We start from the raw sequence: 25,425 nt of genomic DNA on the forward strand, positions 1-25,425 counted from the left end.
TACTCACGATTGTGTGAGCCAGCATCAGATGTGTCTCGGATCCCACTCCTAATCGTTGAAGAACCCTTTGTATCGAACGCCGCTACAGGATCGGTACCACACTACAGGATAGCTGGGCGGAACCCACGGGATTGCCGCCGGACCCGGAGTTAAGCCGCTTGCCGCCCTACCCGGAGCCGTGTGTACGCTCACGCTCGCTTGGCAGGTCTTCGAGGAGGCACCGGTCGCCGTCGCCGCGAACCGTGACGAAGCCATCGGCCGGGCGTCGGACCCGCCGGGCGTCTACCGCGAGGACCCGCTGATCGTCGCGCCGCGTGACGCCGAGGCCGGCGGCACCTGGATCGGCTACAACGAACACGGCGTCTTCGTCGGCCTCACGAACAAGTGGGCCACCGCCGATCTCGCCGGCGACCGCTCTCGGGGGCTGCTCGTCGCCGACGTCCTCGAGGCGCGTTCGGCCGCCGAAGCCCGCTCGATCGTGGCGGACGCGACCGCTGCCGACGAGTACAGCGGGTTCTATCTGGTTGTCGCCGACGCCGACGAGGCGTTTTGCTACCAGTGGGACGGAGACCTCACGCTGACCGAGTTCGAGCCCGGCGTCCACGTCGTCGTCAACGTCGCGGTCGACGACGATGTCGACATCCCGGCGGATCGAGCGGCGGTCGGCCGAGCGCAGGCGGACAACGCTCGAGCGGTCCGGGATGCGCTCGCGCCGGCATCGGGCGAGACCGTCGGCGACTGGCTCGAGCGCGGGGGATCGGTGCTGGGAGACCACGACTACGGCGTCTGCATTCACCGGGACGGGTTCGGGACCCGTTCGTCGTCGCTGCTCGCGCTCGGTCCCGAGACGACACGATACGAGTTCGCGCCGGGGCCGCCCTGTCGGACGAGCTACGAGTCGGTCTCTCTCCCCGAACGCGTGTCGGGGGCCGTCGACGCCGACGGAGCGGATCCGGCGATCGACGGCGAAGGGCACATTTAAGCGGCTCGCACTATCTGGTATGGGTATGGACGCACTCCTGCCTGTAGCGACGCACACGGCGAGGTGGTGGCCGTGAGCGTGTCCGCGGCCGAAGCCGAACTCACCGAGGCCGAGCGCGCGGGCCTCGAACTCGTCCGCGAGTCCGGCGGTATCCACCAGAGCGACTTCTGGAAGGAACTGGACGTCTCCTCGCGGAAGGGCAGTCGAATCGTCGAGTCGCTCGTCGAGAAGGAACTGGTCGACCGGGAGGAGACCGTCTACGAGGGACACAACACCTACTACATCTCGCCGACCGCCCGTGACCTCGATTTCACCCTGCTGATGGCCGGCGACATGCTCTCACCGTTTATCGGCGAGGAGGAGGTCGACCCCAACAGCGACGCCTTCTCCCAGTGGATCATGAACCTCGCTTACGAGGAGTAACCCGTCGACCGCGTCGACGGACCACCGCTCTTTCATCGGTTGCCGGTTCTCGATCGAGAGCCGCTCGAGCGCTGGGTCTCGCCCCGGTCAGTCGTCGCGTCCGTCCGCGCCCCGCACCTGCGCGACGTGAGCGAACGTGACCAGCCCGATACCGCCGACGACGTTGCCGGCGGCCGAGACGGCGATCGTCTCCCCGAGCGCGCCGGAACCGATCGCCGCGTCGAAGAGGTACCCGAAGAAGACGTGGATCGCAGTGACGACCACGTGGTCGAAGGGGCCAAGCGCCAACAGGAAGCCGACGAGATAGGCCAGCGCGAGCCGGCTTCCGACGCTGTCGGCCGCCGCCAGGAGGAACGACAGGAGGCTCACGAGCGCCCCGCCGACGATCGCGCTCGCGAAAATTCCCCTCGCCGGTCGGTTGACGATCCCCTCGGCGGTGCCGGACAGCGCGTGTGCCGACTCCGGCGGCAGCACCCCGTCGACGGCGAAGACGACCGCGAAGAGGAACCCGCCGACGAGGTTGAAGACGAGCGTGACCGCCCACAGGCGACCGATCGGGACCAGCAGCCACGTGCCGTCCCGAGCGGCCGCCGCCGCGACCGGATCGAAGAAGTTCTCGTTGAACAGTTCCGTGCGACCGACGACCAGAAACACCATGCCGACGCCGAAGGTGAGCGCGCCAGCCACGTGTGCGGCCTCGCCGAACTGCGGTTCGACGAGTCCGTCGACGACGCCGAGTGCGACGATACCGAAGACGATCGTAAACCCCGCGATGAAGCTGGTCGCCGCGAGTTCGAGCAGCGACTGCTCGAGTCGTCGCTGGCCCTCGTCGACGGCCCGATCGAATATCTCGGCGGGATCCGGCGCGACGGACACGGGCTAGTTACGGTTCGTTGATAAATAAGAGCGGGACATGAATACGCCGGACGTCGAGACACTGTGCGTCGGGTCGGGAGCCGACCCCGGCGGCCCGGCGGAATCGATCACTCGTAGGGATCGAACCGCTCGATGAGAACGAAGGGGTCGCGTTCGCGGTTGTAGTAGGGGACGTCGCCGTCCAACGCTTCGATGAGTCGCCGATGGACCTCTCGTGCGGCCCGGCCCTCGTCGGGCTCTAGGTGGTGCTGGCCGCGCATATCCGTCCAGAATCCGCCGTCGAGCCACAGCAGCGTTTCGTCGTCGGACTGATAGACGACCTCGCCCTCCTCGGTCAGGCCGTCGATGGCGAGCTGTCGGCCCGACAACTGTGCGCGCGCGAGGACCGCGGTGAGTTGCCGGCGGGAAACCGGCGCGTGCAATGCGACGTCATCGATCGTTTCCCCGAAATAGCTCTCGACGAGATCACACGCCCGCGAGAATTCGTCGAATTCGACCTCCTGATCCTGTGCGATTTTCATAAGTCCCCTCGAGTGAACCGTTCGGTACGCAGAGGATTGACAGACGTACACAAAAATCTATCCGTCGTTCAGACGGTTTCCTGTCAGTCATTGCCGGCGCAACCGCGACCCGGGCAGCGGTTGCGCCGGGAAATCGGGACAGCAACCCGTCTCAGGCGAGCGCGCTCGCCGCTCGGATCAGCCGCCGTTCGCCGAATGCGGGGCCGATCAGTTGGAGGCCGACGGGGAGCCCGTCCGTTTCGCCGGCCGGCACCGAAATCGCGGGCAGGTCCGCGAGGTTCACCGGCACGGTGTTCGCGTCGGCGAGATACAACTGCAGCGGATCCTCGAGGCTCTCGCCGAGTTCGAACGGCGGAACCGGCATCGTCGGGCTGGCGAGGACGTCCGCCTCCGCGAGGGCATCGTCGAAGTCCTGTTTGACCCACGCGCGGGCGTCCTGGGCCTTCTTGTAGTACTTGTCGTGGTAGCCGGCGGAGAGTGCGTAGGTCCCCAGCAGAATCCGCCGTTTGACCTCGTCGCCGAACCCCTCCTCGCGCGCTTTCGCGAAGGTCTCGTTCCAGTTGCCGTCGTAGCCGCCCGACTGCCCGTAGCGGACGCCGTCGAACCGCGCGAGGTTCGACGAAGCCTCCGACATCGCGATCACGTAGTAAGCCTCGACGGCGTGTTCGACCGAGGGAAGCGAGACCTCGTGGTACTCCGCGCCCCGATCCTCCAGGTCGGCGATGGCGTCCCAGAACGTCTCGACGACCCCCTCGTCGGCTCCCTCGAGCAGCTCCGTCGGAACGCCGATCGAGAGCCCATCGACGTCGCCGGTCGCGGCGTCGGCGTAGGTTTCATCGGCCTCGAGGGGCGCCTCGCGTGTCGTCGCATCGCGCTCGTCGCTGCCGGCGATCACGTCCAGCAGTTCGGCGGCGTCCTCGACGGTCTCGCCGAAGGGGCCGATCTGCTCTAAGCTGTTGCCGTAGGCGACGAGGCCGTACCGCGAGACGAGGCCGTAGGTCGGCTTGATGCCGACGACGCCGCAGAAGGCGGCGGGACAGCGGACCGAGCCGCCGGTGTCGGAACCCAGCGCGAGGTCGGCCTCGCCGGCGGCGACGGCGGCCGCGGAACCCCCCGAGGAGCCCCCAGGAACGTGGCCCGGCGCGGCGGGGTTGTCCGTCGCGCCGAAGTAGGAGGTCTCGGTGGTCGTCCCCATGCCGAACTCGTCCATGTTGGCCTTGCCGACGATGGTCGCGCCGGCCTCCTTCAGCCGCGAGACGACCGTTGCGTCGTAGGGCGGGACGTAGTCCTCGAGCATCCGCGAGCCGCAGGTCGTCCGGACCCCCTCGGTCGAGATGTTGTCCTTGACCGCGACCGTCCGACCGGCGAGCGGGCCGTCGTCGGCTCCCTCGATCCGCTCTTCGGTGATGAAAATGTCCTCGGACATGGTTACGAGACGTTGGGCCCCTTGAAGTAGCCGTCCTCGGTTTCCGACGCGTTCCGGAGCGCGTCCTCGCTCGAGAGCGATTCGCGTTCTTCGTCGGGCCGCATCACGTTCGCGAGATCGGCGTCCCGATCGACTGCCGGCACCTCGTCTAGGGTCTCGAAGTACTCGAGGATGTCCGCGAACTGCCCGGTGAACCGGTCGACCTCTTCGTCGTCGAGGTCGACGCGGGCCAGCTCCGCGACGTGGCGGACCTCCTCGGGACTGACGGCGTCGTCGCTCATACGTGGTCAGACCGGCCTCCGGAGAGTAAGGGTTTCGATACCGCGGGGCCGTCGAACCGTCCGCCGACCGCTGCCCGCCGCGGACTGTCTCGATCCCAGCGTTTAACTGACATGATTCCGTTATATGGGTCACGAGAACGTTTTCCAGCCACTGGTACCCGTCTCGCTGACAATGACAGACTCACCCATCCGAACGCGAAGCGACGAGCCCCGCCAAACCGAGTCCGAGACATCGACCGAGACCGCCGACGAGCGAACCGAGTGTCCCGAGTGTGGTGGCCGACTGGTTTCCGACGACGGACGTGCCGAGACGGTCTGTACGGACTGTGGCCTCGTCGTCGAGGAAGACGAGATCGACCGCGGCCCCGAATGGCGCGCGTTCGACGCCGCCGAGAAAGACGAGAAGTCCCGCGTCGGCGCGCCGACGACCAACATGATGCACGACCAGGGGCTCTCGACCAACATCGGCTGGCAGGACAAGGACGCCTACGGCCGCTCGCTCTCGAGTCGCCAACGCGAGAAGATGCAGCGCCTGCGTACCTGGAACGAGCGCTTTCGCACCCGTAACTCCAAGGAGCGCAACCTCAAGCAGGCGCTGGGCGAGATCGACCGGATGGCCTCTGCCCTCGGTCTCCCCGAGAACGTCCGCGAGACTGCAAGCGTGATCTATCGGCGTGCCCTCGAGGAGGACCTGTTGCCGGGTCGGTCGATCGAAGGTGTCGCCACGGCGTCGCTGTACGCCGCCGCCCGACAGGCCGGCACCCCCCGCAGTCTCGACGAAATCGCCGCCGTCTCCCGCGTCGCGAAAGCCGAGATCGCCCGCACCTACCGGTACGTCGTCCGGGAACTCGGCCTCGAGGTCCAGCCGGCCGATCCCGAGAGCTACGTCCCCCGGTTCGCCAGCGATCTCGATCTCGCCGATGAGACCGAACGCCGCGCTCGCGACCTCCTGTCGACGGCCAAGGAACGCGGCGTCCACAGCGGCAAGTCCCCGGTCGGCCTCGCCGCGGCCGCCGTCTACGCCGCCGCCCTCCTGACCAACGAGAAGGTCACCCAAAACGACGTCAGCGACGTCGCCAGCATCTCCGAGGTCACCATCCGCAACCGCTACAAGGAACTGCTCGAGGCCGACGGCGGCGCGCCGGCCTGAGCGGCATCGCGACCGACGATCAACCCGTGATTGTCGCGTTCCAATACTGTCTTACTCGCCGAACAATCACGAGAACGATATTTTAACAGGTCGATACTCAAGGGTGGTCGTCGTGACCGTGGCCGTATGCACTGTGACAACTGCGATTCCGACGCGGTCGCGTACACGTTGACGACCTACGTCGAACCGGACGGACGGGAGTCGGTCGACCTCCACTTCTGTTCGACCGATTGTCTCCACGTCTGGACCTGACGACGCTCCCGTGGACGCGACGCGTCGGTTTCGAGGTCTCGGCTCGGCGACGGGTGGCATCACGCGCAAAAAAGTCGTCCGGATCCGATCCCGCTCACGGGTCCTCGTCGTAGATGTCGCGGGTGGGCTCGCCGCTGACGTCGACGACGCCGAGGGCGCCGCGGCGGGCGGCGCGAGTCAGGGCGTGGTCGACGATCTTGACCGGTCCCGGCACCGGGAACTCCATCTCGGCCGCAGCGGTGGTGCCGGGTGCGACGGGAGCGGTCTCGACGTTCAGATCGGGGTCGGTCAGGAGGTCGCCGTCGCGGTAGAAGCGACTCCAGACGTTGCCGATCGCGTGCCACGAACTCAGCAGGTTCGGGCCACCGTTGGCGAAGTACACCCGCGCAGTTTCGCCGGTGTTGGCCTCCATGGGGACGCCGCCGTCGGGGGTGAAGCCGTAGGCCTGGCCGTTGAACACGACGTAGGTGGGCTCTTCCTTGAGCATCGCATCGAAGTCGAAGCCGTGGTGGCCTTCCTCGCCGAGGTCGCCGTCCGTGTAGATCTCGTGCTGGCCGAGGTAGAACTCGTTGTCGACCTCGGGGAGGCCGTCCTCGGGTTCGACGAGGATCGAGCCGAACATACCGCTACTGATGTGCTGGTCCATGTTCGGGATCGCACAGTGGTAGATGAACACGCCCGCGTAGTCGGCGGTGAAGCTGATCTGGGTGGGGTCGTCGCCGGGCGCGATCGTGGTCGCGTCGGCACCGCCGCCGGGGCCGTAGACCGCGTGGAAGTCCATGTTGTGAGCGGCCACGTTCAGGTCGTCGGGGACGTCGAAGGTGAGGTTCACCCGGTCGCCGCGGCGCACTCGAAGCATCGGCCCGGGAACCTGCCCCTCGAAGGTCATGTAGTCGAAGGTGACCCCGGGCTCGATCTCGGCCGTGACCCGCTCGGTCCGGATCGTGACGTCGTGTTCGCGGGGCTCGTTCCAGTCGACCGGGTCCGGAATGTCCGTCGGATCCCGCGCGATGCGGTCGACATCGACGGCTTTGGCTGCCGGCAGCCCCTCGTCCTCAGCCGCCGACTGGTCGCCGTTCCCGCTGTCGGTCTGCGTGTCGCCACCGAGGCAGCCGGCGACTGCCAACGCGCCGGTCGCTCCGATCGCCTGCATCGCCCGTCGTCGGGTGAGATTGGATTGGGTCATTGTCCTATCTACACATAGTGGTGGACGTATGATCAACCATCACGATGCTTCCCGTCGGATAGTAATCCGATCGTCGGTTCCCCGGATATGAGGGTCCATTAAATACCCTCTTCCGTTTGATTTCGTCGACCGGCACGAATTCAGCCCCTTCATCGGTCCCACTCCCAGCGGGAAGCGACTCTCGAGCGTGGCCGACCCAAACGGATATGTTGGATCTCGGTCAAGTCGGTGGCATGGAGCCACACGGACGCGCTTCGGACGCGGTACTCGAGGCGACCGTTTCGTCGGTCGAACTGGACTCGAGTCGCCGAACGGTCAACGGGATTGACCTGCACGTCGTCGCCGCCGGTGACGAGTCGGCGCCGCTGGTGGTCTTGCTCCACGGGTTCCCCGAGTTCTGGTACGGCTGGCGGCGGGTCATCGGGCCGCTCGTCGATGCCGGCTATCGGGTCGTCGTGCCCGATCAGCGCGGTTACAACCGAAGCGAGAAACCCGACGGCGTCGGTTCGTACCGTCTCACCGAACTGACGCGGGACGTGGTCGAACTGATCGGGACCGAGGATCGCGAACGCGCGGCCGTCGTCGGCCACGACTGGGGCGGCATGGTCGCCTGGTCGGTCGCGGCCCACCACCCCGAGGTCGTCGATCGGCTGACTATCGTGAACGCTCCGCATCCGACCGCCTACCAACGCCAGCTCGTATCGAACCCGGCGCAACTGCGCCGGAGCTGGTACGCCCTCTGGTTCCAGGTGCCGTGGCTTCCCGAACGCGTCGCCCGCTACGACGACTACCGCGTTCTCGAGCGGGCCCTTCGTGGGACGGCCGCCCCGGGAACGGTTCGCGACGACGAGCTGGCCCGCTACCGCCGGGCCTGGGACCGAACGGGGGCGCTGACGGCGATGTTGAACTGGTATCGAGCGGCCGCCCGGTATCCGCCTCGGTCCCCGACCGAGCCGATCGAGCCGCCGACGCTCGTCGTATGGGGCGAGGACGACGTCGCGCTCGTCCCCTCGCTGGCGGTCGACAGCGCGATGCTGTGTGCCGACGGGCGGCTCGAGTTGCTCCCGGAGACGAGCCACTGGGTGCCACACGAAGCGCCGGCGCGGCTCACCGACGAAATCCTCGCACATCTGGCTGCTTGACCGGCTCCGGTGATACCGGGGACCGATCGGATCGGCAGAACACGTTCGGGAGAGGAACCGCATCCGACGGGAGCGTCGGCCCAAACGAGTCGCTCCGTACCGGGCCACCGGCGATCACGGCCCGTCTCGTCGGTCCGTGCGGCGCTCGAGGACTAGTATGATCGAATCCCGCATACAGCCACAGTCGGTCGGTCGAATCGTCACCGAACCGTTCGTCCTGTCGGTAGCCGTCGTCGACGCGCTCGTCGTCGTGGCGTTCATCGGCGTCGGCCTGTTCATGCACGCGATGGAACCATGGACGTTCCCGGCCTACACCCTTCGAACGGCGACCCCGTTCGTGATCGGCTGGGCGATCGCTGCGCCGCTTCTCGGGGCCTATCGGGGACGAGTCCTCGAGTCGGTTCGGCGCACCCTCGCAGTCGTCGCCGTCGCGTGGATCGCCGCGACCCTGATCGGCGGTCTCATTCGCTCGTCGTCGCTGTTCCTCGGCGGCGCACCGCCCGAGTTCCTGCTGGTCAACGCCGTCCTCGGGCTCGGTTTTATTCTCCCGTGGCGGCTGGCGGTGACGGCCGGCCACCGCTGGCGGGCGGGCCGCGAGTGATCCCGCTTCGATCATCGGCCGCTAACCCGAACTCGTTCGGGACTACGGCTTCCCCGACTCGTCGACGACGTTCGACCGTGAGATGAGTTCCTGCTCGCTCTGCGGGCTGCCGATCCCCGACGAACCGGTGACCGCGGCCGACCTCGAGGGGACGTTCTGCTGTCGCGGCTGTCTCGAGGTGAGTGCGACCCTCGACGACGTCGACGGGCTCGAGCGCGAGGCAGTAGTCGATCGCGCGCGGGAGTCGACCGACCGCGAGGTGCCGGCGGGGGCCGAGGAGACGTTTCTGGCGGTCGACGGGATGCACTGCTCGACCTGCGAGGGGTTCGTCTCGCTGCTGGGCGAGGACGAGCCGGGTATCCTGACCGTCGAGGCGAGCTACGCGACCGACACCGCCCGGGTCGTCTACGATCCCGACCGGCTCGAGCGGGCCGATCTCCCCGAGCGGCTCTCGGGCTACGGCTACGAGGCGCGGTTCCGCGACGGCGACGGCGGCCGGCGAGACGAGACGGAACTGGTCCAGCGGCTGCTGGTCGGCGGCTTTCTCGCGATGTTGATCATGCCGTGGTACCTGTTCTATCTCTATCCGAGTTACGTCGGCATCGAGACGGGGATCCTCTCGGTCGACGCGACCTCACCGGTCGGAATCTACCTGCCGATGGCGATAATCGGGCTGTTGACGACCGGCGTCCTGTGCTATACCGGCTACCCCGTCCTGCGGGGCGCGTACGTCAGCCTGCGGGTGGGCCAGCCGAACATGGATCTGCTGATCGCCGTCGCCGCCGTCTCGGCCTACGCCTACAGTACGGTCGCGCTGGCGACGGGCAGTACCCACCTCTACTACGACGTGACCGTCGCCGTGATCATGATCGTCTCGCTTGGCACCTACTACGAACGCCGGATCAAACGCCGGGCCACCGATCTGCTTGCGGACGTGACTGCCGCGCAGGTCCGGGAAGCGACCCGCCGCATACCGGAGGGGACCGAAACGGTCCCCGTCGATCGGCTCGCGGCCGGCGACGAACTGCTCGTCAAACCGGGCGAGCGGATTCCGGTCGACGGGATCGTCCGTGAGGGGACGGCGGCGGTCGACGAGTCTGTCCTCACGGGGGAGTCCCTGCCGGTCACCAAGGAACCTGGCGACCGGGTCGTCGGCGGCGCGATCGTGACCGACAGCGCGCTCGTCCTCGAGGTCGGCGAGGACGCCGAGAGTACGCTCGACCGGATCGCGACGCTCATGTGGGAGATCCAGAGCGCGACCCCGGGCGTCCAGCGGCTGGCCGACCGGCTCGCGACGGTCTTCGTCCCCCTCGTCGTGACCGTCGCAGTCCTCGTCACGGCCTGGCGGCTCGCGACGGGGACGCCCGTCGGCGACGCCGTGTTGACGGGGCTGACGGTACTCGTCGTCTCCTGTCCCTGTGCCATGGGGCTGGCGACGCCGCTGGCGGTCGCGTCCGGACTGCGCGACGCCTTAGAGCGCGGGATCGTGGTCGCGAACGCGGCCCTGTTCGAGTCGGCGTCGGCCGCCGAGACGGTCGTCTTCGACAAAACCGGCACGCTGACCGCTGGCGAGATGTCGGTCCGTGAGGTCCACGGCGAGGACTCGGCGATCGCGTTCGCCGCGGCCGTCGAACGCCGCTCCGAACATCCGGTGGCGGACGCTATCGTCGCCCACGCTGCGGCCGAGAGGGCCGAAAACGGGGGCGCGGAAACCGGCGGCCCGGTCGCGTCCGACGGCGGCACCGTCGACGCCGCGGCGGCCGGCGACTTGCCACCTCGCGATCACGACCTCGCGGTGACCGACTTCGAACGACACCCCGGCGAGGGCGTGAGTGCGACGGTCGGTCTCGAGGCGTCCGATCGGCCCGCGCCCGAGGAGCGGGCGCCCGAGCCGTCGGGCACGTCCCCTCGCCGAGTCGTGGTGGGGACGCCCGACCTCGTCGAACGGCTGGTCGGTCCGATCCCGGCGCCACTCGAGACGGCGATCGACGAGGCGCGAGCCGACGGCGACCTTCCCACGGTCGTCGGCTACGACGGGCGGGCGCGGGCCGTCGCGGTCGTTGGGGACCGCCGGCGGGCGGAGTGGCGCGAGGTCCTCGAGTCGGTCGCCGACCGCGAGGTGATCGTCCTGACAGGTGACGACGAAGCCGCGACGGCGACGTTCCGTGACCATCCGGCGGTCGATCGGGTCTTCGCGGGCGTCCCGCCGGACGGCAAAGTCGAGACCGTCCGGCGGCTCGCCGACGAGGGGACCACCGCGATGGTCGGCGACGGAACCAACGACGCGCCCGCACTGGCGGCCGCGGACGTCGGGATCGCCCTCGACAGCGGGACCGCTCGCGCGACCGACGCCGCCGACGCCGTCGTGACCGGGAGCGATCTCCGCGCCGTCCCCGCCGTGTTCGATCTCGCAGCGGGCACGCGACGGCGCATCCGTGAGAACGTCTGCTGGGCACTGCTGTACAACGCGGTCGCGATCCCACTGGCCGCAGCGGGGTTGCTCAACCCGCTGTTCGCCGCCGTCGCGATGGCGACCAGCAGCGCAATCGTCGTCGTCAACTCCTCGCGGCCGGTGCTGTCGGACGATCGGTGACCCGGGGCCCGCGACGCCTCGAGGGCCAACGCCGGGGTCTCACCGCCTCGATACCCGTTCCGGATAACTGAAACGGCCGTTTTAGCTCGAGCCGGGTTTATGCAGTCGGATCTCCAACACGTTCGTATATGAACCGACGAGCGATGCTGTCGACGGCCGGCGCGGTAACGGGGGCGGTCGCCGGCTGTCTCGACGACGGTGCCGACGAGGGTCGAACCGGGAGCGAAACGGATCGATCTGACGACGATGACGCGGACCGGTCCGATGACGACGGTTCGGACCGAGCCGAAAGATGGGGTGAGAAGGCGACCGTTCGGAGTCGATTCGAGGACGGGCCAGTACGTCCCGAGTGCAAGCGGGAGTCGGAACGGATCACGGTCGACGAAGGCGGCGACACTCGCGAGTACGAGACGGCGGCGACGCTTCCGTATCCGGAGCCACAGACCGAGTTCGGGACGGACGCGGTCGTCGACTTCGTCCACGAGTTCGAGAACGCGTACGTGACCCACGAGGAACTCTGTGACCGCTCGGGGCCCGGCCGCGTCCTCAACGTCTACTACGGCGTCCAAGACAGCGAACTGTGGGCCAAGAACCCGCACATCGTATTCCTCTATCGAGTCGGTGCCGTCGGGTCAGTACTCCACGAGGACGGTGCAGTTTCGGTCGCCGACGCTGCGCCCAGCGGCGTCGTCTACGCAGTCGACGAAACCGGCGCAGCCAGGGTCGAATACGGCGACGCGACGACGGTGGAGCCGAACGAGCGGGAAGCCAACGCCCCGGACCCGCTCGCGGCGGGTGATCTCGTCACGGTCTTCGATTGAGCCGTTCCGGCGATCGGTGACGAGTTAGGCTTCGGACACCGACGCCACGGACCGCCGGTACCGCCGCAGCGTCTCGCCGTCCTCGTCGCGGAGTTCGACGATGAACTCCTTCTGACCGACCGTCTCCTCGAGGTCGGCCTCCCGGAACGTGACGTTGTACGGCGGTTGCTCGGTCCGTGTCACCTCGCTTCCACCGCTGGTCACCACGACGCTGTCGATCCCCTCGGAGTCGGAGAGTGCGCAGGTGATCTCCCCGTCCGCCTGCGTACAGGTGAGATCGGGGTTTACGTCCGCACTCGAGCCGTCGTCGGAGGCTGGCTGGAAGTCTAGTATCATCGGCGAGATCGGGGCCGTCCCCAGAATCAGGACGATCGCGAGGAAGATCGAGAGGTTGATCTTGGACCCGTTACGGGCGATCGTCCGGACGATGGGCCGGTTTGCGGTCCGCCGGAGCCGGATCACCAGCGGGACGACTACGGCGTGAGTCAACGGCCCCCACAGGATGAGGGCGAAGCCGTAGGCCCGCACGTACTCGAGGATCGTCCACTCGACCCCGTAGGAAAACAGGAGGTTCGACGCCGTCCAGCAGAAGAAGCCGAAAAAGAGCAGGCCGACGCTCTTGAACAGCCGCCAGATCGGCGTGTTCGCGTAGTACACGCTCAAGATGTCACGCCAGGCCTGTTGGACGACGTGCCTGACGTACTCGAGCGGCGATGCGGTCGCGTCGGTGTCGGATGCTGTCATTCGTGCGTCGGTAATCGGTGGGTCGAGCGTCGGTTCGCCCGCGAGGGGCGGTCGGTTCGTCAGGGGTCGGGGCCGATCGGTTAGGCCCCGATCGACCAGAGTTGCGTGAGCAGATACCAGTTCAGCAGGTACGTGATCACGAACGCCGCGAGGAAGACCAGACAGAGGACGAACGTGCCGCGCATCTCGTAGGCGTGGACGGGGTCATCGGGATCCTGTGCCATCCCGAGGCCGCCGTCGGCGACGAGGTCGGCGTTGTCGCCGTTCTCGACGCGGTCGCCAAAGACCAGCGAGCCGACCGCCACGAGGACGAACAACACGCCGCCGGCGATCGCGAGCAGGGCGAAGATCCCGAAGACCGCAAACAGCGGTGCGGCGGCCGAGAGGCTGAACTCGGTGCCGGGGATGTTCTCGACGACCTCGGCGGTTCGGCGCGGGATCCCGTAGAGGATACCCACGTACATCATCATCAGGACGGCCACGCCCATCGCGGCCGAGTAGAAATACGGCTGGATCGCGGCCAGCCGCTCGGAGATATACTGGCGCATGAACATCGTCCGGATCACGAAGAAGACCAGGCCCATGAACGCGACCGTGGTCCCGAGGACGACGGTGCCGTGGAAGTGCCCGACCGTCGCGAACGTGTTGTGCCAGGTCATGTTGAGTTGGAGTTGGCCCATCATGACACCCGTAATCCCCCCGAGGAAGCCAAAGAGGATGATCGAGAAGATCGTCGAGGAGAACACGGGATTCGACCACGGCGCGGACGTCAGCCAGCCGAACAGACCGCCGCCTTTCCCGCGTTTACGCCGGCCTGCCTCGAGCCCGGCAGGGATGGTGAACGCGTGGATCAGGCTCGCGAACGTCGCCCCGTAGAACGCGTAGGACGTGTTCCAGATCCGCCAGCCGGTCGAGACGGCGGGGTCGGACAGCAGGTGGTGTGCCGCCCCGAGGTTGATGAAGAACAGGTAGAGGATGAAGGCCGTCCGCGAGATCTTCTCGCTGGCGACCTCCGCGCCCGCGACGACGTGTGTCACGAAGTACCAGACCGCGATCATCGCCACGAGGTTGATCTGCTGGGTGCCGTGGCCGATGATCCAGTACATCTGGCGGTACCAGGCCGCGTCCCACCACTCGATGATCTCGAGACGCCACAGCAGGGCGGGACCGAACGCGAGCAGGCCGCCGACCAGCGCCTCGACGGCGATGATCGACGTGACGAAGGCGGCGAAACTGACCAGCGGCAGCGTCTTGCCGGGGTTTTCGCGCTTCTCGAACCACATCGTTGCGAAGAACGGCAGCGCTGCGACGACCGTGCCCAAAATGAAGACGATCGCACCCGCGTAGAACAGCGGCGAGATCGGCATCGGAACGTAAGCCGTCAACAGCGGTGCCTCGTTGGGTGCTTCCGTGGTCCAGATGGCGTAGTTGACCAGGACCGCCCCGGCGGCCATGACGAGCCAGCCGGCCTTCGCGATCTTCGTGAACGGCAGCCGTCTGTCAAGCACCATCGGCCCGCCGACATAGAGGATGGCGATTTCCATGAACACCATCCAGAAGATCAGCAGGTTCCAGGCGTGCAGGCTCAGGTGGGTATAGAAGGCCCCGGGCTCGAGCAGCCCGATCACTTCCCAGCGGGTCATCGCGACGGTGAAGGCGAAGATCCCACCGTACAACAGGGCGACGACCGCCGTGAGCCCGAACAGTTTGATATGGTTCTCGGCGGAGCGGTGGACCTCGAGGCCCGTCACGGAGCAGGTCCGGAAGCCGTCCTCACGGTACTCGTTGTCGAACAGCCCGAGAACGTCTAGTTTGTGTGCCATCGTTATCCCTCCTCCACGACGATGGTGCCGTGCATGCTCCGGTGGCCCTGCCCGCAGAACTCGTTACAGATGATGTGGTAGGTACCGGGTTCGTCGAAGGTCATCGGCACGACCCACTCGTAGCCGGGCAGCACCTGCAGGTTGATCTGTTTGCTCAGTGCGTCCTCGGGACGAAGCGAGAAGCCGTGTTGGACGTCCATCGAGTTGAGGTGGAAGTCGTACTCCGTTCCCGTCTCGAGGACGACTGGTGCGCCGTCCCACTGGAACCGCATCGCCTGGAGATAGACGTCCTGTTCCGGCGGAACGAGGCCGTCGTCGGTCTCCTCGGCGCGCTCTTTGTAGTCGGTCAGTTTCTCGCGGAACTCCTCGTCCTCGACGCGGAACGTCTCGCCGATGGGGTTCTGGTCGCCGACCCGGGTCCAGGCGCTCATCCAGCCGAAGAGGATCAGCGACCAGCCGACGCCGAGCCCGAGCCAGATCGATTCGCGCCTGTTGACGGGTTGGTCCCACCAGTTTCCGTCCGGGGGTTTGATCGGTGACGTCATCGAATCACCCCATGGGAACCGAGAAGACGTCTATCCAGCCCCATACAACGTACGACAGCGCGAAAAACAGGAGCGCTGCCGCTGCGAGTAGCCAGATGCGGTCGTACAATCGTTGCATCGTCGGTTCTGATTCGGTTCGTTGTGATGGTGCCATAGCTCCGTTCGACCCGATCTCCTTGTGGAACTTGCATATCGATTCCCCCGCACATATTCCCATCAGAGCCGCTGAAGAGCCGAATAAACTGATGGCAGGTGCTAATGGTGACAGGACGGCGAAAGGATCGCGGCCGAGGTGGTGTCAGACTGCGGCGACGTACAGCTGGCCGAGGCCGGCCACGACCAGCACGACCCCCGCCAGTCGGACCACGCGGTCGACGTAGCCGGCGATGCGGCCGGCACCCAATGCGTAGCCGAAGGCCGTCGCGACCGTGATCGCGACCGTCAGTGACCCGAACCCGACGGCGTACGTCCCGAGTACCAGTGCCGTCTCGAGCGGCGGCATCGTCAGCGACCGAAACGCGAGCCCGAGGAACAGCGGGAGGACACAGGCGACCGCCGCCAGCGCGTACATCGCGCCGAAGAGGCCGAACCCGAGAACGGTCGACCGGCGCTCGGGCAGGAGGACGTGGACGGCACCACTGCCGCCGTACGCCACCCAGATCCCGAGTGCGATCAATCCGACGCCGACGCCGTACTCCAGTAGCGGCAACGCCTGGCCAACCGTCTCGCCCGCGACGACCGCGGCGACCGAGAGCGCACCGAGGACCCCCACCGCGCCGGCGGCGGCAGCGAGCCCGCGGGCGAGCGTCCCCGACAGCGGCGGCGCGGTCTCGTCACCGGTCGCGGCGACGTAGTAGCCGACGTACCCGGGCAAGAGCGCGTACGCACACGGTGAAAAGAACGTGGCCATGCCGGCACCGAGGGCGAACACCACGGTGCCGAGGAGTTCGCCACTCGCCATGTCACCCACCTCCGGCAGCGTCGATCGCCGATCGGATCTCGTCGGCCGATTTGCGCCCGCGACCGGACCACGTGACCGTGTTCGATTCGTCCAGCACGAACGCGTACGGAACGCCCGAGGCGTCGAGGGCCTCCGTCAGTTCGAGATCGGTATCGAGTGCGACGGGCCAATCGCCGTCGTGATCGCGCCACCAGGTCGCGATGTCGTCTCGAGTGACGGTGTTCCCGACGGGTTCGCTCGTCGCGGAGACGAACTGGACCTCGTCGTCGACCGTCCCGTGGACCGCCGCGAGCGGCTCCATCTGGCTCTCACAGACGCCACACCAGGTGGCGAACAGTTCGACGAACGTCACGCGGCCGCGTTCGGGAACGCTGGCGGTGCCCGCGGTACTTCCGGGCGCGTCGATCGTCTCGAGTTCGATCGGCTCGACGGCGTCGCCGCTCTCGAGGGGGTTCCATCCGCCGACCGCGAGCGCGCCGCCGCCGAGGGCGGCGAGTCCGGTGACTCCCACGAGGACCTCGCGACGGCGCATCGGTCACCACCCCTCCACGACGGTCCGTGCGTCCTCGACGATATCGTTACCGTCGGGCGAGCCGCCCGTGTAGGCCCGCTCGACGACGCCGTCCTTGTTCACGAGCAGGATCAGGGACGTGTGGACGAACTGTCGGTCGTGATTCATGTCATCGTGATCCGTCTCGTCGTCCCCGCCGTCGGACGACTCGTCGCCCTGCTCGAACGCGACGCCGAACGTGTCCTGAACGACGGCCTTCGCGTCGTCGGGCGTGTCCGGCCGGAGGAAATACCAGTTCCCAGCGTCGAAGTCGACGCCGTAGTCCTTGCCGTAGGCCTCGAGGACGTCCGCCGTGTCGTATTCCGGATCGAACGTCGTCGGGAGGAACGCGATCTCGTCCGCGTAGTCGCGATCGGTCGCATCGGCCTGCACTCGCCGCAGGGCGGCGGTCAGTCCCGTACAGACAGTCGTACAGCTGGTGTATATGAACGTCAGCATCAGGTGACGGTCGCCGGTGAACGCCGTGGTCGTGATCGAGCGCTCGTGGAGCGGTGCCGGGACCGTGGCTTCGGGAATCTCCTCCCCGTAAATCGGGTGCGGAAGCCCCGCTTCCTTGATCCGCTCGTGGTTTTCGGGCGCTGACAGGACGGGCCTGTCGCCGTCGCTGTCGGCGCCGTTCAGGGACAAACACCCCGCGACGGACGCGCCGACGGCCGTCGCGCCCACTGTCTGCAGTACCGTTCGTCGATCGAGAGTCGGATCTGGGCGGTTCATGATAGTTGCTCCTTGCGGCTGTCGGTGGTAAAGCGCTGTTCGGATTCCCGACCCGATAGAAATGCGCGAACATGTTCGACAGGGGCCCACCGAGCGGCGCGTCCGACGGACGGCTCGAGGCGTGCCGGCCGACCCGAGACACCGTCGTTCATGCCTCCTCGAGTACGGGACGGGTTTTCTCGTTGAACAGTTCGATCGCGTTGACGACCTGTAACGGGAGTTCCGGCTGGGGGTCGGCCATCGCAGGCTCGTCGGCGGGGTCGGGCCAGCCGACGACGATGCGGCCCACGTTCCCGGCGACTTCGTGTGAGGTACAGACCTGCTGCGTGTCGACGTAATCGTAGACGCCCTCGGTATCGAAGGTGTGTTCGTACTCGGAGCCGACCCCGGTCAGTCGGTCGCTCCCCCACGGTTCGACGCTGCCGGGAGTTCGGTGAGGCCCATGGCTATCCTCGTGGTAGCCGGTGACGTCGTGGCGACCGGTCTCGACGAGCCACTCGACGGTCCCGCCGGGAACGACGTGGATGATCTGCGGGTCGAACTCAGGATACGGCCGGGAGTTCGCCGTGATCGTGACTGCCTCGGCAGGGGTGCCGAGTTCCCCGGCGTTTTCGGGCGGCTGCTCGTCATCAGACTGCTCGTCGCCTTCGGCGAGACAGCCCGCCAACGCGAGGCCGACTGTACAGGCGGTCGATCGAAGGACGGTACGGCGTGAGAGGTGTGTCATGGGTCTATGATGCGGTGTGGCGATCGATCGAACAGGTCTCGAGTCGTTGCCCTCACGCTCGTCTAGCAGGGCTAGCCGGTTCAACCGGTACGACAGTTCTCGGGCGGTAAGAGGAGGGGCGTACATGTTCAGACGGTCAATAAAAAGAGGCCGTTCGTCGCGGCGGGACTCGGCATCGGGCGTTCGTTCGACCGTCGGCGACGCCCCGTCGAGGGCGACGCCGGTCAGCCCGCGACGACGAGCGTCTCGAGGACGATCGCCAGCAGGATCGCCCCGAGGTAGTAGTTCGAGACGTAAAACGACCGCAACGCGACCTCGTCGGTCGGCTGCCGGAACTGGCGGACCACCGACCGCAGGAAGACGGCGCCGAGGGCGACTGATGTGATGCCGTAGACCCAGCCTAAGCCAGCCACCCAGCCCAGGCCGCTGGCGGCCAGCAACGTTGCGCCGAGGTAGAACGCGATGTGGCGACGCGCCGCCGCGACGCCTTCCGCGACCGGGTACATGGGAAAGCCCCCACGCGCGTAGTCGTCGCGGTACGCGATGGCGAGACTGTAGAAGTGGGCGGGCGTCCACAGGAAGATCACCGCCGCGAGGGCGACGGCGGGGAGCCCGACGCGCCCGGTGACGGCGACCCAGCCGATGACTGCGGGCAACGCCCCTGCACCGCCGCCCAACACCGTGTTCCAGGCCGTGTTCGGCTTCAGCACGACGGTATAGAGGACGGCGTAGTACCCGATCGCAGCGAGGGTAAACACCGCTGCGAGCGCGTTGACCCACGTCAGGAGAACGGCCATCGACACGGCCGTGAGCCCGACCCCGAACGCCACGGCGTTGCGCGCCGGCACGAGGTCGTGGACGAGCGGCCGATCCGACGTTCGATTCATCCGCCGATCCCGGTCGCGCTCGTAGACGTGATTGAAGGTTCCGCTCGCTCCGATCGCGAGGACGCCGCCGGCAAGCGTCGCAAGCGCCGTCGACGGCTCGAGCGCCGCGCCGGAAAGCGTCGCCAGTCCCATCCCCGCCAGCGCGACCAGACAGAGCAGCCACATCAGTCGCGGTTTGGTCAGGGTCAGATACGCGCCGATCGTCCGTTTGAGCCGGGCGCTCCGGCCGGTCGGCTGCGGGGCCGTCGCCGGGTATCCGCCCGCGTCATCGCCGCTGGTCGGCGACTCGGGCGTCGGCGTCAACCGGTCCGTCTCCTCCTCGAGCGTGCCGTCATCGAGGGTGAACACGAGCGCGACGAGGAGACAGGCGAAGATGGCCATCGCGAGCGCGAGGTGGACGGGGCCGGCAACCGACGGCCCACCGACGGCGATGGTCGCACCGAGGAGGACCTGAACGGGAAAGAGAACGAGCGCACAACCGATGAGGGCGGCCACACGGCGGTTGACCTCGACCCGGCGGGCGGCGAGCCCGGACGCGAGGACGAGGCAGCCGGCCACGAGCGCCGCCACGCGATGGCCCCAGTAGAGGAGAGTGTCGCCGGTGGCCGAGCCGATGATCGGATCGGTCGAACAGGTCGGCCACGCGCTGCAGGCGGCCGCACTATCGGTCGTCGAGACGGCGGTCCCGAGCGCCACGAGGACGTACGCCGCGATCACCGTCGCTGTCAGTAGGTCCGCGAACCGTCGTTGACTGTGTTCCGTTGTCATCCGTGGGTACACTCCCAGCCGTTATCGTCCCCGTTTCCGCGATCCCGCGACCGGTCAGTCGCCCGATCCGTCGGTCGCCCGGCGGCCTTAGACACGCCAGATGACCGTCACGACGTCGTCGTCGCGTTCGACCGTCTCGTAGCTGTAGCCGCGGTCGTCCAGTTTCGGGAAGAGGAACTGGGGAACGCGGTCGTTTCGCTGGACGAGAACCGTCTCGTCGGGCAGTTCGACGAGCGTCTCGAGCGTCCGCTGGAGCGGCTCCGGCGGCCCGGCCGATCGGACATCGATCGTCTCCGTTTGTCGGTCGTCCGGTGCGTCGGTTCGGTCGACGATCGAGGCTGGCGATTGCATAGGTGTCGGTTCGAGCCGGTATCGGCTATCTCTGCTCCCGTACGTGTTCGGTCACCGGCCGGCTCGATCAGGCCTCTACTTTCGGGAACGTCGCGACGAACTCGTCGGGTGCGACCTGTTCGACCTCGTAGCCGTCGGCGTCGAAGCTCTCGACCTCGGCCTCGAACTCGTAGAACAACGGCTTGGGTTCGTGATCGTTGACGATCGTCAGCGCCTCGCCCGGCTCGAGGGCCTCGAACTCGTCGTGGATGGTCGGATGGCGGTTCACCGGCGGGATGTCCCTGACGTCGAGTCGCGTCATGCAATCCGTACTCGGATCGAGTCCCGCATCGGCATTTGCACGAATATGTTCGGTACCGGTTCGGAGGCGGACCCGCGGGGCCTACGCATGCTCGATGAGGACGTGCCAGACACCGCCCTCCCGTTCCCGACTCTCGTGGGTGAACCCGCGATCGTCGAGTACCTCGTAGAGCGGCTTCGGCTCGAACGGGGCGATCAGCCGGAGCCGTTGGTCGGTCTCCAGTTCCTCGAGGGCGGCCATGATGTCGTCGAACGGCGGTCCATCGATCTCGCGGACGTCGAGCGTTCGTTCGGTGGATTCGGTCGCCATCGGTTACACGTTCCGGCCGCGGACCGATGGTCGTTCGTCCGAACGTGTTCGAGCAGGACGAACTTCCCAGTCGGTAGGAAATGGGCGAACATATTCGTAACTACCGGGATATAGATTCGAACGGAACACGTTCGTATGGCCCAAGCAACACTCAGTCTCACGATGCCCGAGGAGGTCTGGATCCAACAGATATCGACGGATTACCCCGAATCGACCTTCCGGGTGCTGGCCGCCGTCCCCGGCTCCGAGTCCGGGTTCGCTCTCGTCCGGATCGCCGGCTCGTCGGTGCCGGAGGTGATCGAGGACATGAACGATCACCCCCAGCTCACCGAACTCACGCTGGCCCAGTGGAGCGACAACGAGGCGACGGTCCACTTCGAGACGACGGCCCCGTTGCTGCTGTTTTCCTCTCGAGAGTCGGGGATGCCCATCGAGCTACCGGTGGAGATCCAGGACGGCGAGGCGAAAATCGAAGTGACCGGTTCCCGCGAACGCCTCGCCGAACTCGCCGAACAGCTCGAACACTTCGGGCTCCAGTACCGGATCGAACACGTCCGCGAACGACTCCACGAGAGCCAACTGCTCTCCGAGCGCCAACTCGAGGTCGTCGTCGCCGCGGTCGACGAGGGCTACTACGACACCCCGCGGCGCTGCTCGCTGACCGATCTGGCGGATCACTTGGACATCGCCAAGTCGACCTGCAGCGAGACGCTCCACCGGGCCGAGGAGGCGATCGTCAAGCGGTTCGTCGAGGACCTCCCGGGACTCGACGACGAGGAGGAACTCGAAGAGCAACTCGCGACCAGCTAAGTCGGATCGTCTATTCGTTATATGTCTGTGCGCGCGATCCGAGTCTCCGATGCTCGGGCCAGCCGTCAGTATAGCACCCCTCACTTATAATCACGAACATAGTCGCATTGATTCTCAGCCGTTGGAAATCGGCTCGATGCTTCATCCGAGTAGGGTTGTGAGTCCCGGAGTGAGGATCCACAAATGAACGATTTGAAGTGCATGCCGTCGAGTAGCCCCGGCATGACACCAGTGTCATATACAGAGGTGTTCTGATCTAATGAGTACGGACGACGAATCATTCCACCCACTCGGTGAGGAGTGGGAAGACGAACTCGAGTCGATGCTCGACGATACCGAGTACGACAGCGAACTCGGTATGAAGATGGCCCAGGACGCGATGCGGGTCACCGAGGGCGAACTCTCCGAGGCCGAATTCCACGACCGCTACCACGAGGAGGTCATGGAGGAGTTCGGCGAGGACGAGCGCCCGACCAAGGAAGCCTACGAGGCGGCCCAGGAGGAGGCGAAAGGAACCGCCTCCAGAATGCTCGACAAGTTCGACGGCGACGGCGACGAGACCCGTCGTGAAACCATGAAGAAGATGGGGGTCGGCGCTGCGGCCGTCGGGATGGGCGCGTTCGGTACCGTCGCGGACGGCCCCGAACAGAGCCTCGCGGCGGAGAAGGGGCCCCGACAGGAGACCACCGAGGAGAGCGACACCCAGTGGGGGATGACGATCGACCTCGAGCGCTGTGACGGCTGTCTCTCCTGTATGACCGCCTGTTCCCAGGAGAACGACCTCGACCAGGGGGTCAACTGGATGTACGTGATGGCCTGGGAGGACCATAACCATCACGGTGCCAGCGAGAGCGGCAATACCGACGTCAATAGCGACTTCAACCGACTCAGCGACTTCAACATGCTCGTGCGGCCGTGCCAGCACTGTACGGACGCTCCCTGTGAAAAGGTCTGTCCGACCACGGCCCGTCACACCCGCGACAAGGACGGCCTCGTCCTGACCGACTACGACGTCTGTATCGGCTGTCGGTACTGTCAGGTCGCCTGTCCCTACGGCGTCAACTACTTCCAGTGGGACGACCCCGACGTCGCCTACGAGGACATTGACGGGTTCGAGGACCCCGAGGATCCCGACGAGATCACCCACGCCAAGTACGAACACGGCGAGCGCTGGGTCGACAGCCGAGCGCCCCGTGGCGTGATGAGCAAGTGTACGATGTGTCCGTCCATGCAGGACGGCAAACAGGGAGAGGAGAAGGTCGGAACGACCGCCTGCGAAACGGCCTGTCCGCCGAACGCGATCCAGTTCGGGAACGTCAAGGACGAGGCCAGCGATCCCTCCCAGCACCGCGAGTACCCGACCAAGAGCCGCGCGGTGATCAACCTCAACACCGACATCCCGTCGGCCGACGTGGTCGACAGCAACGTCAGCGACGGCGACAGCCTCGAGGCCGCCATCGAGGCGATCGACAGCACCGAAGACGCGGACCTCGACGCGGACATGGTCGCGATCGCGAAGGCGATCGAAATCCGCAGCCGGGAGAGCGAGACCGAGCCCGGTGACGGGGAGAACAACAGCATCCTCGAGAAGCAACAGACGGTCCTCGAGTTCGTCACCGCGCTCGAGGAGTACGTCGACCTCGAAAGCGAGAGCGCCCGCGAGACGCTGGATCTGGACCAGGTAGACAATCTCGAGAACGCCGCCCAGATCCGACTCGAGCAGTACGCCGGCGACCCGAGTTCGTTCCAGCTGCTCGAGGACGTCGGGACGAACCCGAACGTCACCTACCTCGGGACCCAGCCCGGACCGGAGGCCCACCAGGTCGAGGGGCCGACCAAGTACGAGGACGTCGACCTGCTCGACAAGCGCCAGGAGTACCTTGACAAGGAGACGGTCGGACACGTCGACGGGGTGTCCCTATGAGTACGAAGGAGCCGACCGAAGCGGACATTCTCCGCCCGATCAACACGTTCACGAAGAAGTACATCATCCTGTACGGGGCCGCTGCACTGGGCCTCGTCGCCTTCCTGATCGCGTGGGCCTACCAGCTCCAGAAGGGGCTGATCGTTACCGGCCTCGGCGACTGGGGGAGCGGCGGTGGCTCGACGTGGGGCCTGTACATCGGCGCGTTCATCTGGTGGGTCGGTGTCGCACACGGCGGTATTATCCTCTCAGCTGCCGTCCGACTGCTCGGTATGGACCGCTATATGCCGATCGCCCGACTCGCGGAGATGACGACGATCGGGGGCCTCTCGGCCGCCGGCTTCTACATTCTGGTCCACATGGGTCGTCCGGACCGGATGGTCACGAGCGTCATCGGTCACTACCACATCACGGTCAACAACTCGCCGCTAGTGTGGGACGTGACGGTCATTACGGCCTACTTCGTGCTGTCGGCGACCTACCTCGGACTGACGCTTCGCTACGACATCAGCCGACTGCGCGATGATCTGCCGGACATGTTCGAGCCGGTCTACAAGATCATGACGATCGGCTACTCCGAGAAGGAAGACGAAGTCATCGACCGGATGGTCTGGTGGCTCGCGGCGGCGGTCATCATCATGGCCCCGCTCCTGCTCCACGGCGGCGTCATCCCGTGGCTGTTCGCACTGCTCCCGGCGATGCCCGCCTGGAGCGGTGGGATTCAGGGGCCGATGTTCCTCGCCATCGCACTGATGTCGGCGATCAGCGGCGTGATGATCATCTCCTATGCGTTCCGTCGTGCCTACGACTGGGACCACATCATCACCGACGACATCTTCCGCGGGCTGCTCCTGTGGCTCGGCTTCTTCACCCTGCTGTTCCTCTGGTTCCAGCTGCAGGCCAACATCAACGGCGTCTTCCTCGGGCCGACCAACAGCGCGGTCGCGGCCGAAGCGAAGATGGCCCACCCGCTGTATCAGATGGCGATGGCGATGGCCTTCCTCACGCTGGTCTATATCTTCCTGCAGGCGATTCGCCCGTCGCTGTTCAGTAAGAAACGGGCGCTGGTCGCCAGCTGTGCGATCCTCACTGCGACGCTGACCGAAAAGATCCTGTTCGTCGTCGAGGGGTTCCTGCACCCCACGTTCGACATCTACGCCAACACGCCCGGGACCTACTTCCCGAGCGCGATCGAATGGCTCTCGCTCGTCGGAACGGCCGGATTGGTTGCACTTTTATTCCTCAACCTCTCGAAGCTCGTTCCCGTGGTCGAACTCCACGCGGTCGAACACATGCGCGGCGACCACGAACACAGTGACGACGCGACCGAACCGGAGGTGGAAGCATGAGTTCAGCACTGGCACTCTCGTCGACGCTGCTGTACCACGGCTACGACGGGACCAGCGGCTTCACCGGCTTCGCCAACGAAGGGACATGGGTGATCTTCGCGATCATCCTGGTTCCGGTCTACATCATGCTCGCAGCGTGGTTCCTCGGTGAACCCCGCGACACGAAGTCCGGGCTGATGGGCGTTGGCTATCTCGTCGGTCTGACGACGTCGATGTGGGTCGGGATGTTCATCCTGACCGTGCTGATCGGCGTCGTGTTCTACGGTGGCCCGCCGGAGCCGATCAGCAGCGTCGGCCCGCCGTAACCGAGTCGTATCGCGTTCGAACGTCCGTTCCGCTTTTCGCATTTTTCTCGTGTCCGCATCCCGATAGCAACGGCTTCGATGG

28 protein-coding genes are annotated in these 25,425 nt (G+C 66.3%); 12 read left to right on the top strand and 16 right to left on the bottom strand.

Features of this window, described 5'->3' with window-relative positions; translation table 11 throughout:
- The first annotated feature begins 178 nt into the window (after positions 1–178).
- Together NP511_RS02450 and NP511_RS02455 are read left to right on the top strand one after the other, a co-directional pair.
- Positions 179–982, top strand: coding sequence for an NRDE family protein (locus NP511_RS02450; RefSeq protein WP_049964269.1), 804 nt, complete (start codon positions 179–181; stop codon positions 980–982).
- A 72-nt stretch (positions 983–1,054) separates the two neighbouring features.
- Positions 1,055–1,405, top strand: coding sequence for a helix-turn-helix transcriptional regulator (locus NP511_RS02455; RefSeq protein ID WP_006180834.1), 351 nt, complete (start codon positions 1,055–1,057; stop codon positions 1,403–1,405).
- A gap of 87 nt (positions 1,406–1,492) precedes the next feature.
- On the opposite strand, the gene NP511_RS02460 is transcribed toward NP511_RS02455, so the two are convergent.
- From NP511_RS02460 to gatC, 4 genes are all read right to left on the bottom strand, one after another.
- Positions 1,493–2,281: a formate/nitrite transporter family protein gene (locus tag NP511_RS02460; RefSeq protein WP_049964270.1), complete on the bottom strand. Its 789-nt coding sequence runs from the start codon at positions 2,279–2,281 to the stop codon at positions 1,493–1,495.
- A 107-nt stretch (positions 2,282–2,388) separates the two neighbouring features.
- Positions 2,389–2,802 (bottom strand): DUF8048 family protein, encoded by a 414-nt coding sequence (locus tag NP511_RS02465; protein WP_049964271.1) that lies wholly within the window; start codon positions 2,800–2,802, stop codon positions 2,389–2,391.
- A 151-nt stretch (positions 2,803–2,953) separates the two neighbouring features.
- Positions 2,954–4,228: an Asp-tRNA(Asn)/Glu-tRNA(Gln) amidotransferase subunit GatA gene (gatA, locus tag NP511_RS02470; protein ID WP_049964272.1), complete on the bottom strand. Its 1,275-nt coding sequence runs from the start codon at positions 4,226–4,228 to the stop codon at positions 2,954–2,956.
- 2 nt (positions 4,229–4,230) lie between these two features.
- The gene (gene gatC / locus NP511_RS02475) at positions 4,231–4,509 is read right to left on the bottom strand and encodes an Asp-tRNA(Asn)/Glu-tRNA(Gln) amidotransferase subunit GatC (protein WP_006180831.1); all 279 of its coding nucleotides are present in this window, start codon (positions 4,507–4,509) and stop codon (positions 4,231–4,233) included.
- 172 nt (positions 4,510–4,681) lie between these two features.
- Between gatC and NP511_RS02480 the strand changes: the two genes are divergently transcribed.
- Both NP511_RS02480 and NP511_RS02485 read left to right on the top strand, forming a co-directional pair.
- The gene (locus NP511_RS02480) at positions 4,682–5,659 is read left to right on the top strand and encodes a transcription initiation factor IIB (protein WP_049964556.1); all 978 of its coding nucleotides are present in this window, start codon (positions 4,682–4,684) and stop codon (positions 5,657–5,659) included.
- Positions 5,660–5,785: 126 nt separating this feature from the next.
- The gene (locus tag NP511_RS02485) at positions 5,786–5,911 is read left to right on the top strand and encodes a hypothetical protein (RefSeq protein WP_006180829.1); all 126 of its coding nucleotides are present in this window, start codon (positions 5,786–5,788) and stop codon (positions 5,909–5,911) included.
- A gap of 94 nt (positions 5,912–6,005) precedes the next feature.
- Here the strand turns inward: NP511_RS02485 and nirK are convergent, their stop codons facing one another.
- Positions 6,006–7,064: a copper-containing nitrite reductase gene (nirK, locus tag NP511_RS02490; protein WP_211249082.1), complete on the bottom strand. Its 1,059-nt coding sequence runs from the start codon at positions 7,062–7,064 to the stop codon at positions 6,006–6,008.
- Between the two features lie 266 nt (positions 7,065–7,330).
- Here nirK and NP511_RS02495 point away from each other — a divergent pair, with 266 nt between their 5' ends.
- The 4 genes from NP511_RS02495 (at position 7,331) to NP511_RS02510 (ending at position 12,254) form a co-directional block, all read left to right on the top strand.
- Positions 7,331–8,239, top strand: a complete 909-nt coding sequence (locus NP511_RS02495) for an alpha/beta fold hydrolase (protein ID WP_049964274.1) — start codon at positions 7,331–7,333, stop codon at positions 8,237–8,239.
- A gap of 157 nt (positions 8,240–8,396) precedes the next feature.
- Positions 8,397–8,840 carry a DUF3054 domain-containing protein gene (locus NP511_RS02500; RefSeq protein WP_006648753.1) on the top strand — a complete coding sequence of 148 codons (444 nt, stop codon included), beginning with the start codon at positions 8,397–8,399 and terminating at the stop codon, positions 8,838–8,840.
- An 82-nt stretch (positions 8,841–8,922) separates the two neighbouring features.
- Entirely contained in the window at positions 8,923–11,433 is a 2,511-nt protein-coding gene (locus NP511_RS02505; RefSeq protein WP_049964275.1) for a heavy metal translocating P-type ATPase, read from the top strand.
- Positions 11,434–11,561: 128 nt separating this feature from the next.
- Entirely contained in the window at positions 11,562–12,254 is a 693-nt protein-coding gene (locus NP511_RS02510) for a hypothetical protein (RefSeq protein WP_233274292.1), read from the top strand.
- A 24-nt stretch (positions 12,255–12,278) separates the two neighbouring features.
- On the opposite strand, the gene NP511_RS02515 is transcribed toward NP511_RS02510, so the two are convergent.
- From NP511_RS02515 to NP511_RS02565, 11 genes are all read right to left on the bottom strand, one after another.
- The gene (locus tag NP511_RS02515; protein WP_049964277.1) at positions 12,279–12,998 is read right to left on the bottom strand and encodes a hypothetical protein; all 720 of its coding nucleotides are present in this window, start codon (positions 12,996–12,998) and stop codon (positions 12,279–12,281) included.
- An 80-nt stretch (positions 12,999–13,078) separates the two neighbouring features.
- The gene (locus NP511_RS02520; protein WP_049964278.1) at positions 13,079–14,821 is read right to left on the bottom strand and encodes a cytochrome c oxidase subunit I; all 1,743 of its coding nucleotides are present in this window, start codon (positions 14,819–14,821) and stop codon (positions 13,079–13,081) included.
- A gap of 2 nt (positions 14,822–14,823) precedes the next feature.
- On the bottom strand, positions 14,824–15,366 hold the full coding sequence (locus NP511_RS02525; protein ID WP_006181565.1) for a cupredoxin domain-containing protein: 543 nt from the start codon (positions 15,364–15,366) through the stop codon (positions 14,824–14,826).
- Positions 15,367–15,664: 298 nt separating this feature from the next.
- On the bottom strand, positions 15,665–16,327 hold the full coding sequence (locus NP511_RS02530) for a cytochrome c biogenesis protein CcdA (protein ID WP_049964280.1): 663 nt from the start codon (positions 16,325–16,327) through the stop codon (positions 15,665–15,667).
- Between the two features lies 1 nt (position 16,328).
- Entirely contained in the window at positions 16,329–16,859 is a 531-nt protein-coding gene (locus tag NP511_RS02535) for a TlpA family protein disulfide reductase (protein WP_006648759.1), read from the bottom strand.
- Between the two features lie 3 nt (positions 16,860–16,862).
- Positions 16,863–17,612 carry an SCO family protein gene (locus tag NP511_RS02540; protein ID WP_049964281.1) on the bottom strand — a complete coding sequence of 250 codons (750 nt, stop codon included), beginning with the start codon at positions 17,610–17,612 and terminating at the stop codon, positions 16,863–16,865.
- A 148-nt stretch (positions 17,613–17,760) separates the two neighbouring features.
- Positions 17,761–18,339 carry a plastocyanin/azurin family copper-binding protein gene (locus NP511_RS02545; protein WP_049964282.1) on the bottom strand — a complete coding sequence of 193 codons (579 nt, stop codon included), beginning with the start codon at positions 18,337–18,339 and terminating at the stop codon, positions 17,761–17,763.
- 224 nt (positions 18,340–18,563) lie between these two features.
- A complete protein-coding gene (cyoE, locus tag NP511_RS02550) occupies positions 18,564–19,994 on the bottom strand; it encodes a heme o synthase (RefSeq protein ID WP_049964283.1) in 1,431 nt (476 codons plus the stop codon).
- Between the two features lie 87 nt (positions 19,995–20,081).
- Entirely contained in the window at positions 20,082–20,345 is a 264-nt protein-coding gene (locus tag NP511_RS02555; protein WP_006648763.1) for a DUF2249 domain-containing protein, read from the bottom strand.
- 67 nt (positions 20,346–20,412) lie between these two features.
- Entirely contained in the window at positions 20,413–20,646 is a 234-nt protein-coding gene (locus NP511_RS02560) for a DUF2249 domain-containing protein (RefSeq protein ID WP_006181573.1), read from the bottom strand.
- 81 nt (positions 20,647–20,727) lie between these two features.
- Positions 20,728–20,955, bottom strand: coding sequence for a DUF2249 domain-containing protein (locus NP511_RS02565; protein WP_006648764.1), 228 nt, complete (start codon positions 20,953–20,955; stop codon positions 20,728–20,730).
- A 135-nt stretch (positions 20,956–21,090) separates the two neighbouring features.
- Here NP511_RS02565 and NP511_RS02570 point away from each other — a divergent pair, with 135 nt between their 5' ends.
- From NP511_RS02570 to NP511_RS02585, 4 genes are all read left to right on the top strand, one after another.
- On the top strand, positions 21,091–21,765 hold the full coding sequence (locus tag NP511_RS02570; protein ID WP_006181575.1) for a helix-turn-helix domain-containing protein: 675 nt from the start codon (positions 21,091–21,093) through the stop codon (positions 21,763–21,765).
- A 259-nt stretch (positions 21,766–22,024) separates the two neighbouring features.
- Positions 22,025–23,689, top strand: a complete 1,665-nt coding sequence (locus NP511_RS02575; protein WP_049964284.1) for a 4Fe-4S ferredoxin N-terminal domain-containing protein — start codon at positions 22,025–22,027, stop codon at positions 23,687–23,689.
- Positions 23,686–25,038 (top strand): NrfD/PsrC family molybdoenzyme membrane anchor subunit, encoded by a 1,353-nt coding sequence (gene nrfD / locus NP511_RS02580; RefSeq protein WP_006648766.1) that lies wholly within the window; start codon positions 23,686–23,688, stop codon positions 25,036–25,038. Before NP511_RS02575 ends, nrfD begins: the two co-directional genes overlap by 4 nt.
- A complete protein-coding gene (locus NP511_RS02585) occupies positions 25,035–25,343 on the top strand; it encodes a hypothetical protein (protein WP_006648767.1) in 309 nt (102 codons plus the stop codon). Before nrfD ends, NP511_RS02585 begins: the two co-directional genes overlap by 4 nt.
- Positions 25,344–25,425: the final 82 nt, after the last annotated feature.

Source organism: Natrinema thermotolerans (assembly GCF_031165565.1).
GTDB lineage: Archaea > Halobacteriota > Halobacteria > Halobacteriales > Natrialbaceae > Natrinema > Natrinema thermotolerans.

Bases quoted from the DNA above. Each gene is read 5' to 3' on its own strand.
- nirK (WP_211249082.1), bottom strand. From the start codon at position 7,064: ATGCAGGCGATCGGAGCGACCGGCGCGTTGGCAGTCGCCGGCTGCCTC.
- NP511_RS02545 (WP_049964282.1), bottom strand. From the start codon at position 18,339: ATGACACACCTCTCACGCCGTACCGTCCTTCGATCGACCGCCTGTACA.
- nrfD (WP_006648766.1), top strand. From the start codon at position 23,686: ATGAGTACGAAGGAGCCGACCGAAGCGGACATTCTCCGCCCGATCAAC.
- NP511_RS02530 (WP_049964280.1), bottom strand. From the start codon at position 16,327: ATGGCGAGTGGCGAACTCCTCGGCACCGTGGTGTTCGCCCTCGGTGCC.
- gatC (WP_006180831.1), bottom strand. From the start codon at position 4,509: ATGAGCGACGACGCCGTCAGTCCCGAGGAGGTCCGCCACGTCGCGGAG.
- NP511_RS02495 (WP_049964274.1), top strand. From the start codon at position 7,331: ATGGAGCCACACGGACGCGCTTCGGACGCGGTACTCGAGGCGACCGTT.
- NP511_RS02515 (WP_049964277.1), bottom strand. From the start codon at position 12,998: ATGACAGCATCCGACACCGACGCGACCGCATCGCCGCTCGAGTACGTC.
- NP511_RS02585 (WP_006648767.1), top strand. From the start codon at position 25,035: ATGAGTTCAGCACTGGCACTCTCGTCGACGCTGCTGTACCACGGCTAC.
- NP511_RS02480 (WP_049964556.1), top strand. From the start codon at position 4,682: ATGACAGACTCACCCATCCGAACGCGAAGCGACGAGCCCCGCCAAACC.
- NP511_RS02510 (WP_233274292.1), top strand. From the start codon at position 11,562: ATGAACCGACGAGCGATGCTGTCGACGGCCGGCGCGGTAACGGGGGCG.
- NP511_RS02485 (WP_006180829.1), top strand. From the start codon at position 5,786: ATGCACTGTGACAACTGCGATTCCGACGCGGTCGCGTACACGTTGACG.
- NP511_RS02540 (WP_049964281.1), bottom strand. From the start codon at position 17,612: ATGAACCGCCCAGATCCGACTCTCGATCGACGAACGGTACTGCAGACA.
- NP511_RS02465 (WP_049964271.1), bottom strand. From the start codon at position 2,802: ATGAAAATCGCACAGGATCAGGAGGTCGAATTCGACGAATTCTCGCGG.
- NP511_RS02555 (WP_006648763.1), bottom strand. From the start codon at position 20,345: ATGCAATCGCCAGCCTCGATCGTCGACCGAACCGACGCACCGGACGAC.
- NP511_RS02535 (WP_006648759.1), bottom strand. From the start codon at position 16,859: ATGCGCCGTCGCGAGGTCCTCGTGGGAGTCACCGGACTCGCCGCCCTC.
- NP511_RS02560 (WP_006181573.1), bottom strand. From the start codon at position 20,646: ATGACGCGACTCGACGTCAGGGACATCCCGCCGGTGAACCGCCATCCG.
- NP511_RS02525 (WP_006181565.1), bottom strand. From the start codon at position 15,366: ATGACGTCACCGATCAAACCCCCGGACGGAAACTGGTGGGACCAACCC.
- NP511_RS02570 (WP_006181575.1), top strand. From the start codon at position 21,091: ATGGCCCAAGCAACACTCAGTCTCACGATGCCCGAGGAGGTCTGGATC.
- cyoE (WP_049964283.1), bottom strand. From the start codon at position 19,994: ATGACAACGGAACACAGTCAACGACGGTTCGCGGACCTACTGACAGCG.
- NP511_RS02565 (WP_006648764.1), bottom strand. From the start codon at position 20,955: ATGGCGACCGAATCCACCGAACGAACGCTCGACGTCCGCGAGATCGAT.
- NP511_RS02575 (WP_049964284.1), top strand. From the start codon at position 22,025: ATGAGTACGGACGACGAATCATTCCACCCACTCGGTGAGGAGTGGGAA.
- NP511_RS02505 (WP_049964275.1), top strand. From the start codon at position 8,923: ATGAGTTCCTGCTCGCTCTGCGGGCTGCCGATCCCCGACGAACCGGTG.
- NP511_RS02520 (WP_049964278.1), bottom strand. From the start codon at position 14,821: ATGGCACACAAACTAGACGTTCTCGGGCTGTTCGACAACGAGTACCGT.
- NP511_RS02500 (WP_006648753.1), top strand. From the start codon at position 8,397: ATGATCGAATCCCGCATACAGCCACAGTCGGTCGGTCGAATCGTCACC.
- gatA (WP_049964272.1), bottom strand. From the start codon at position 4,228: ATGTCCGAGGACATTTTCATCACCGAAGAGCGGATCGAGGGAGCCGAC.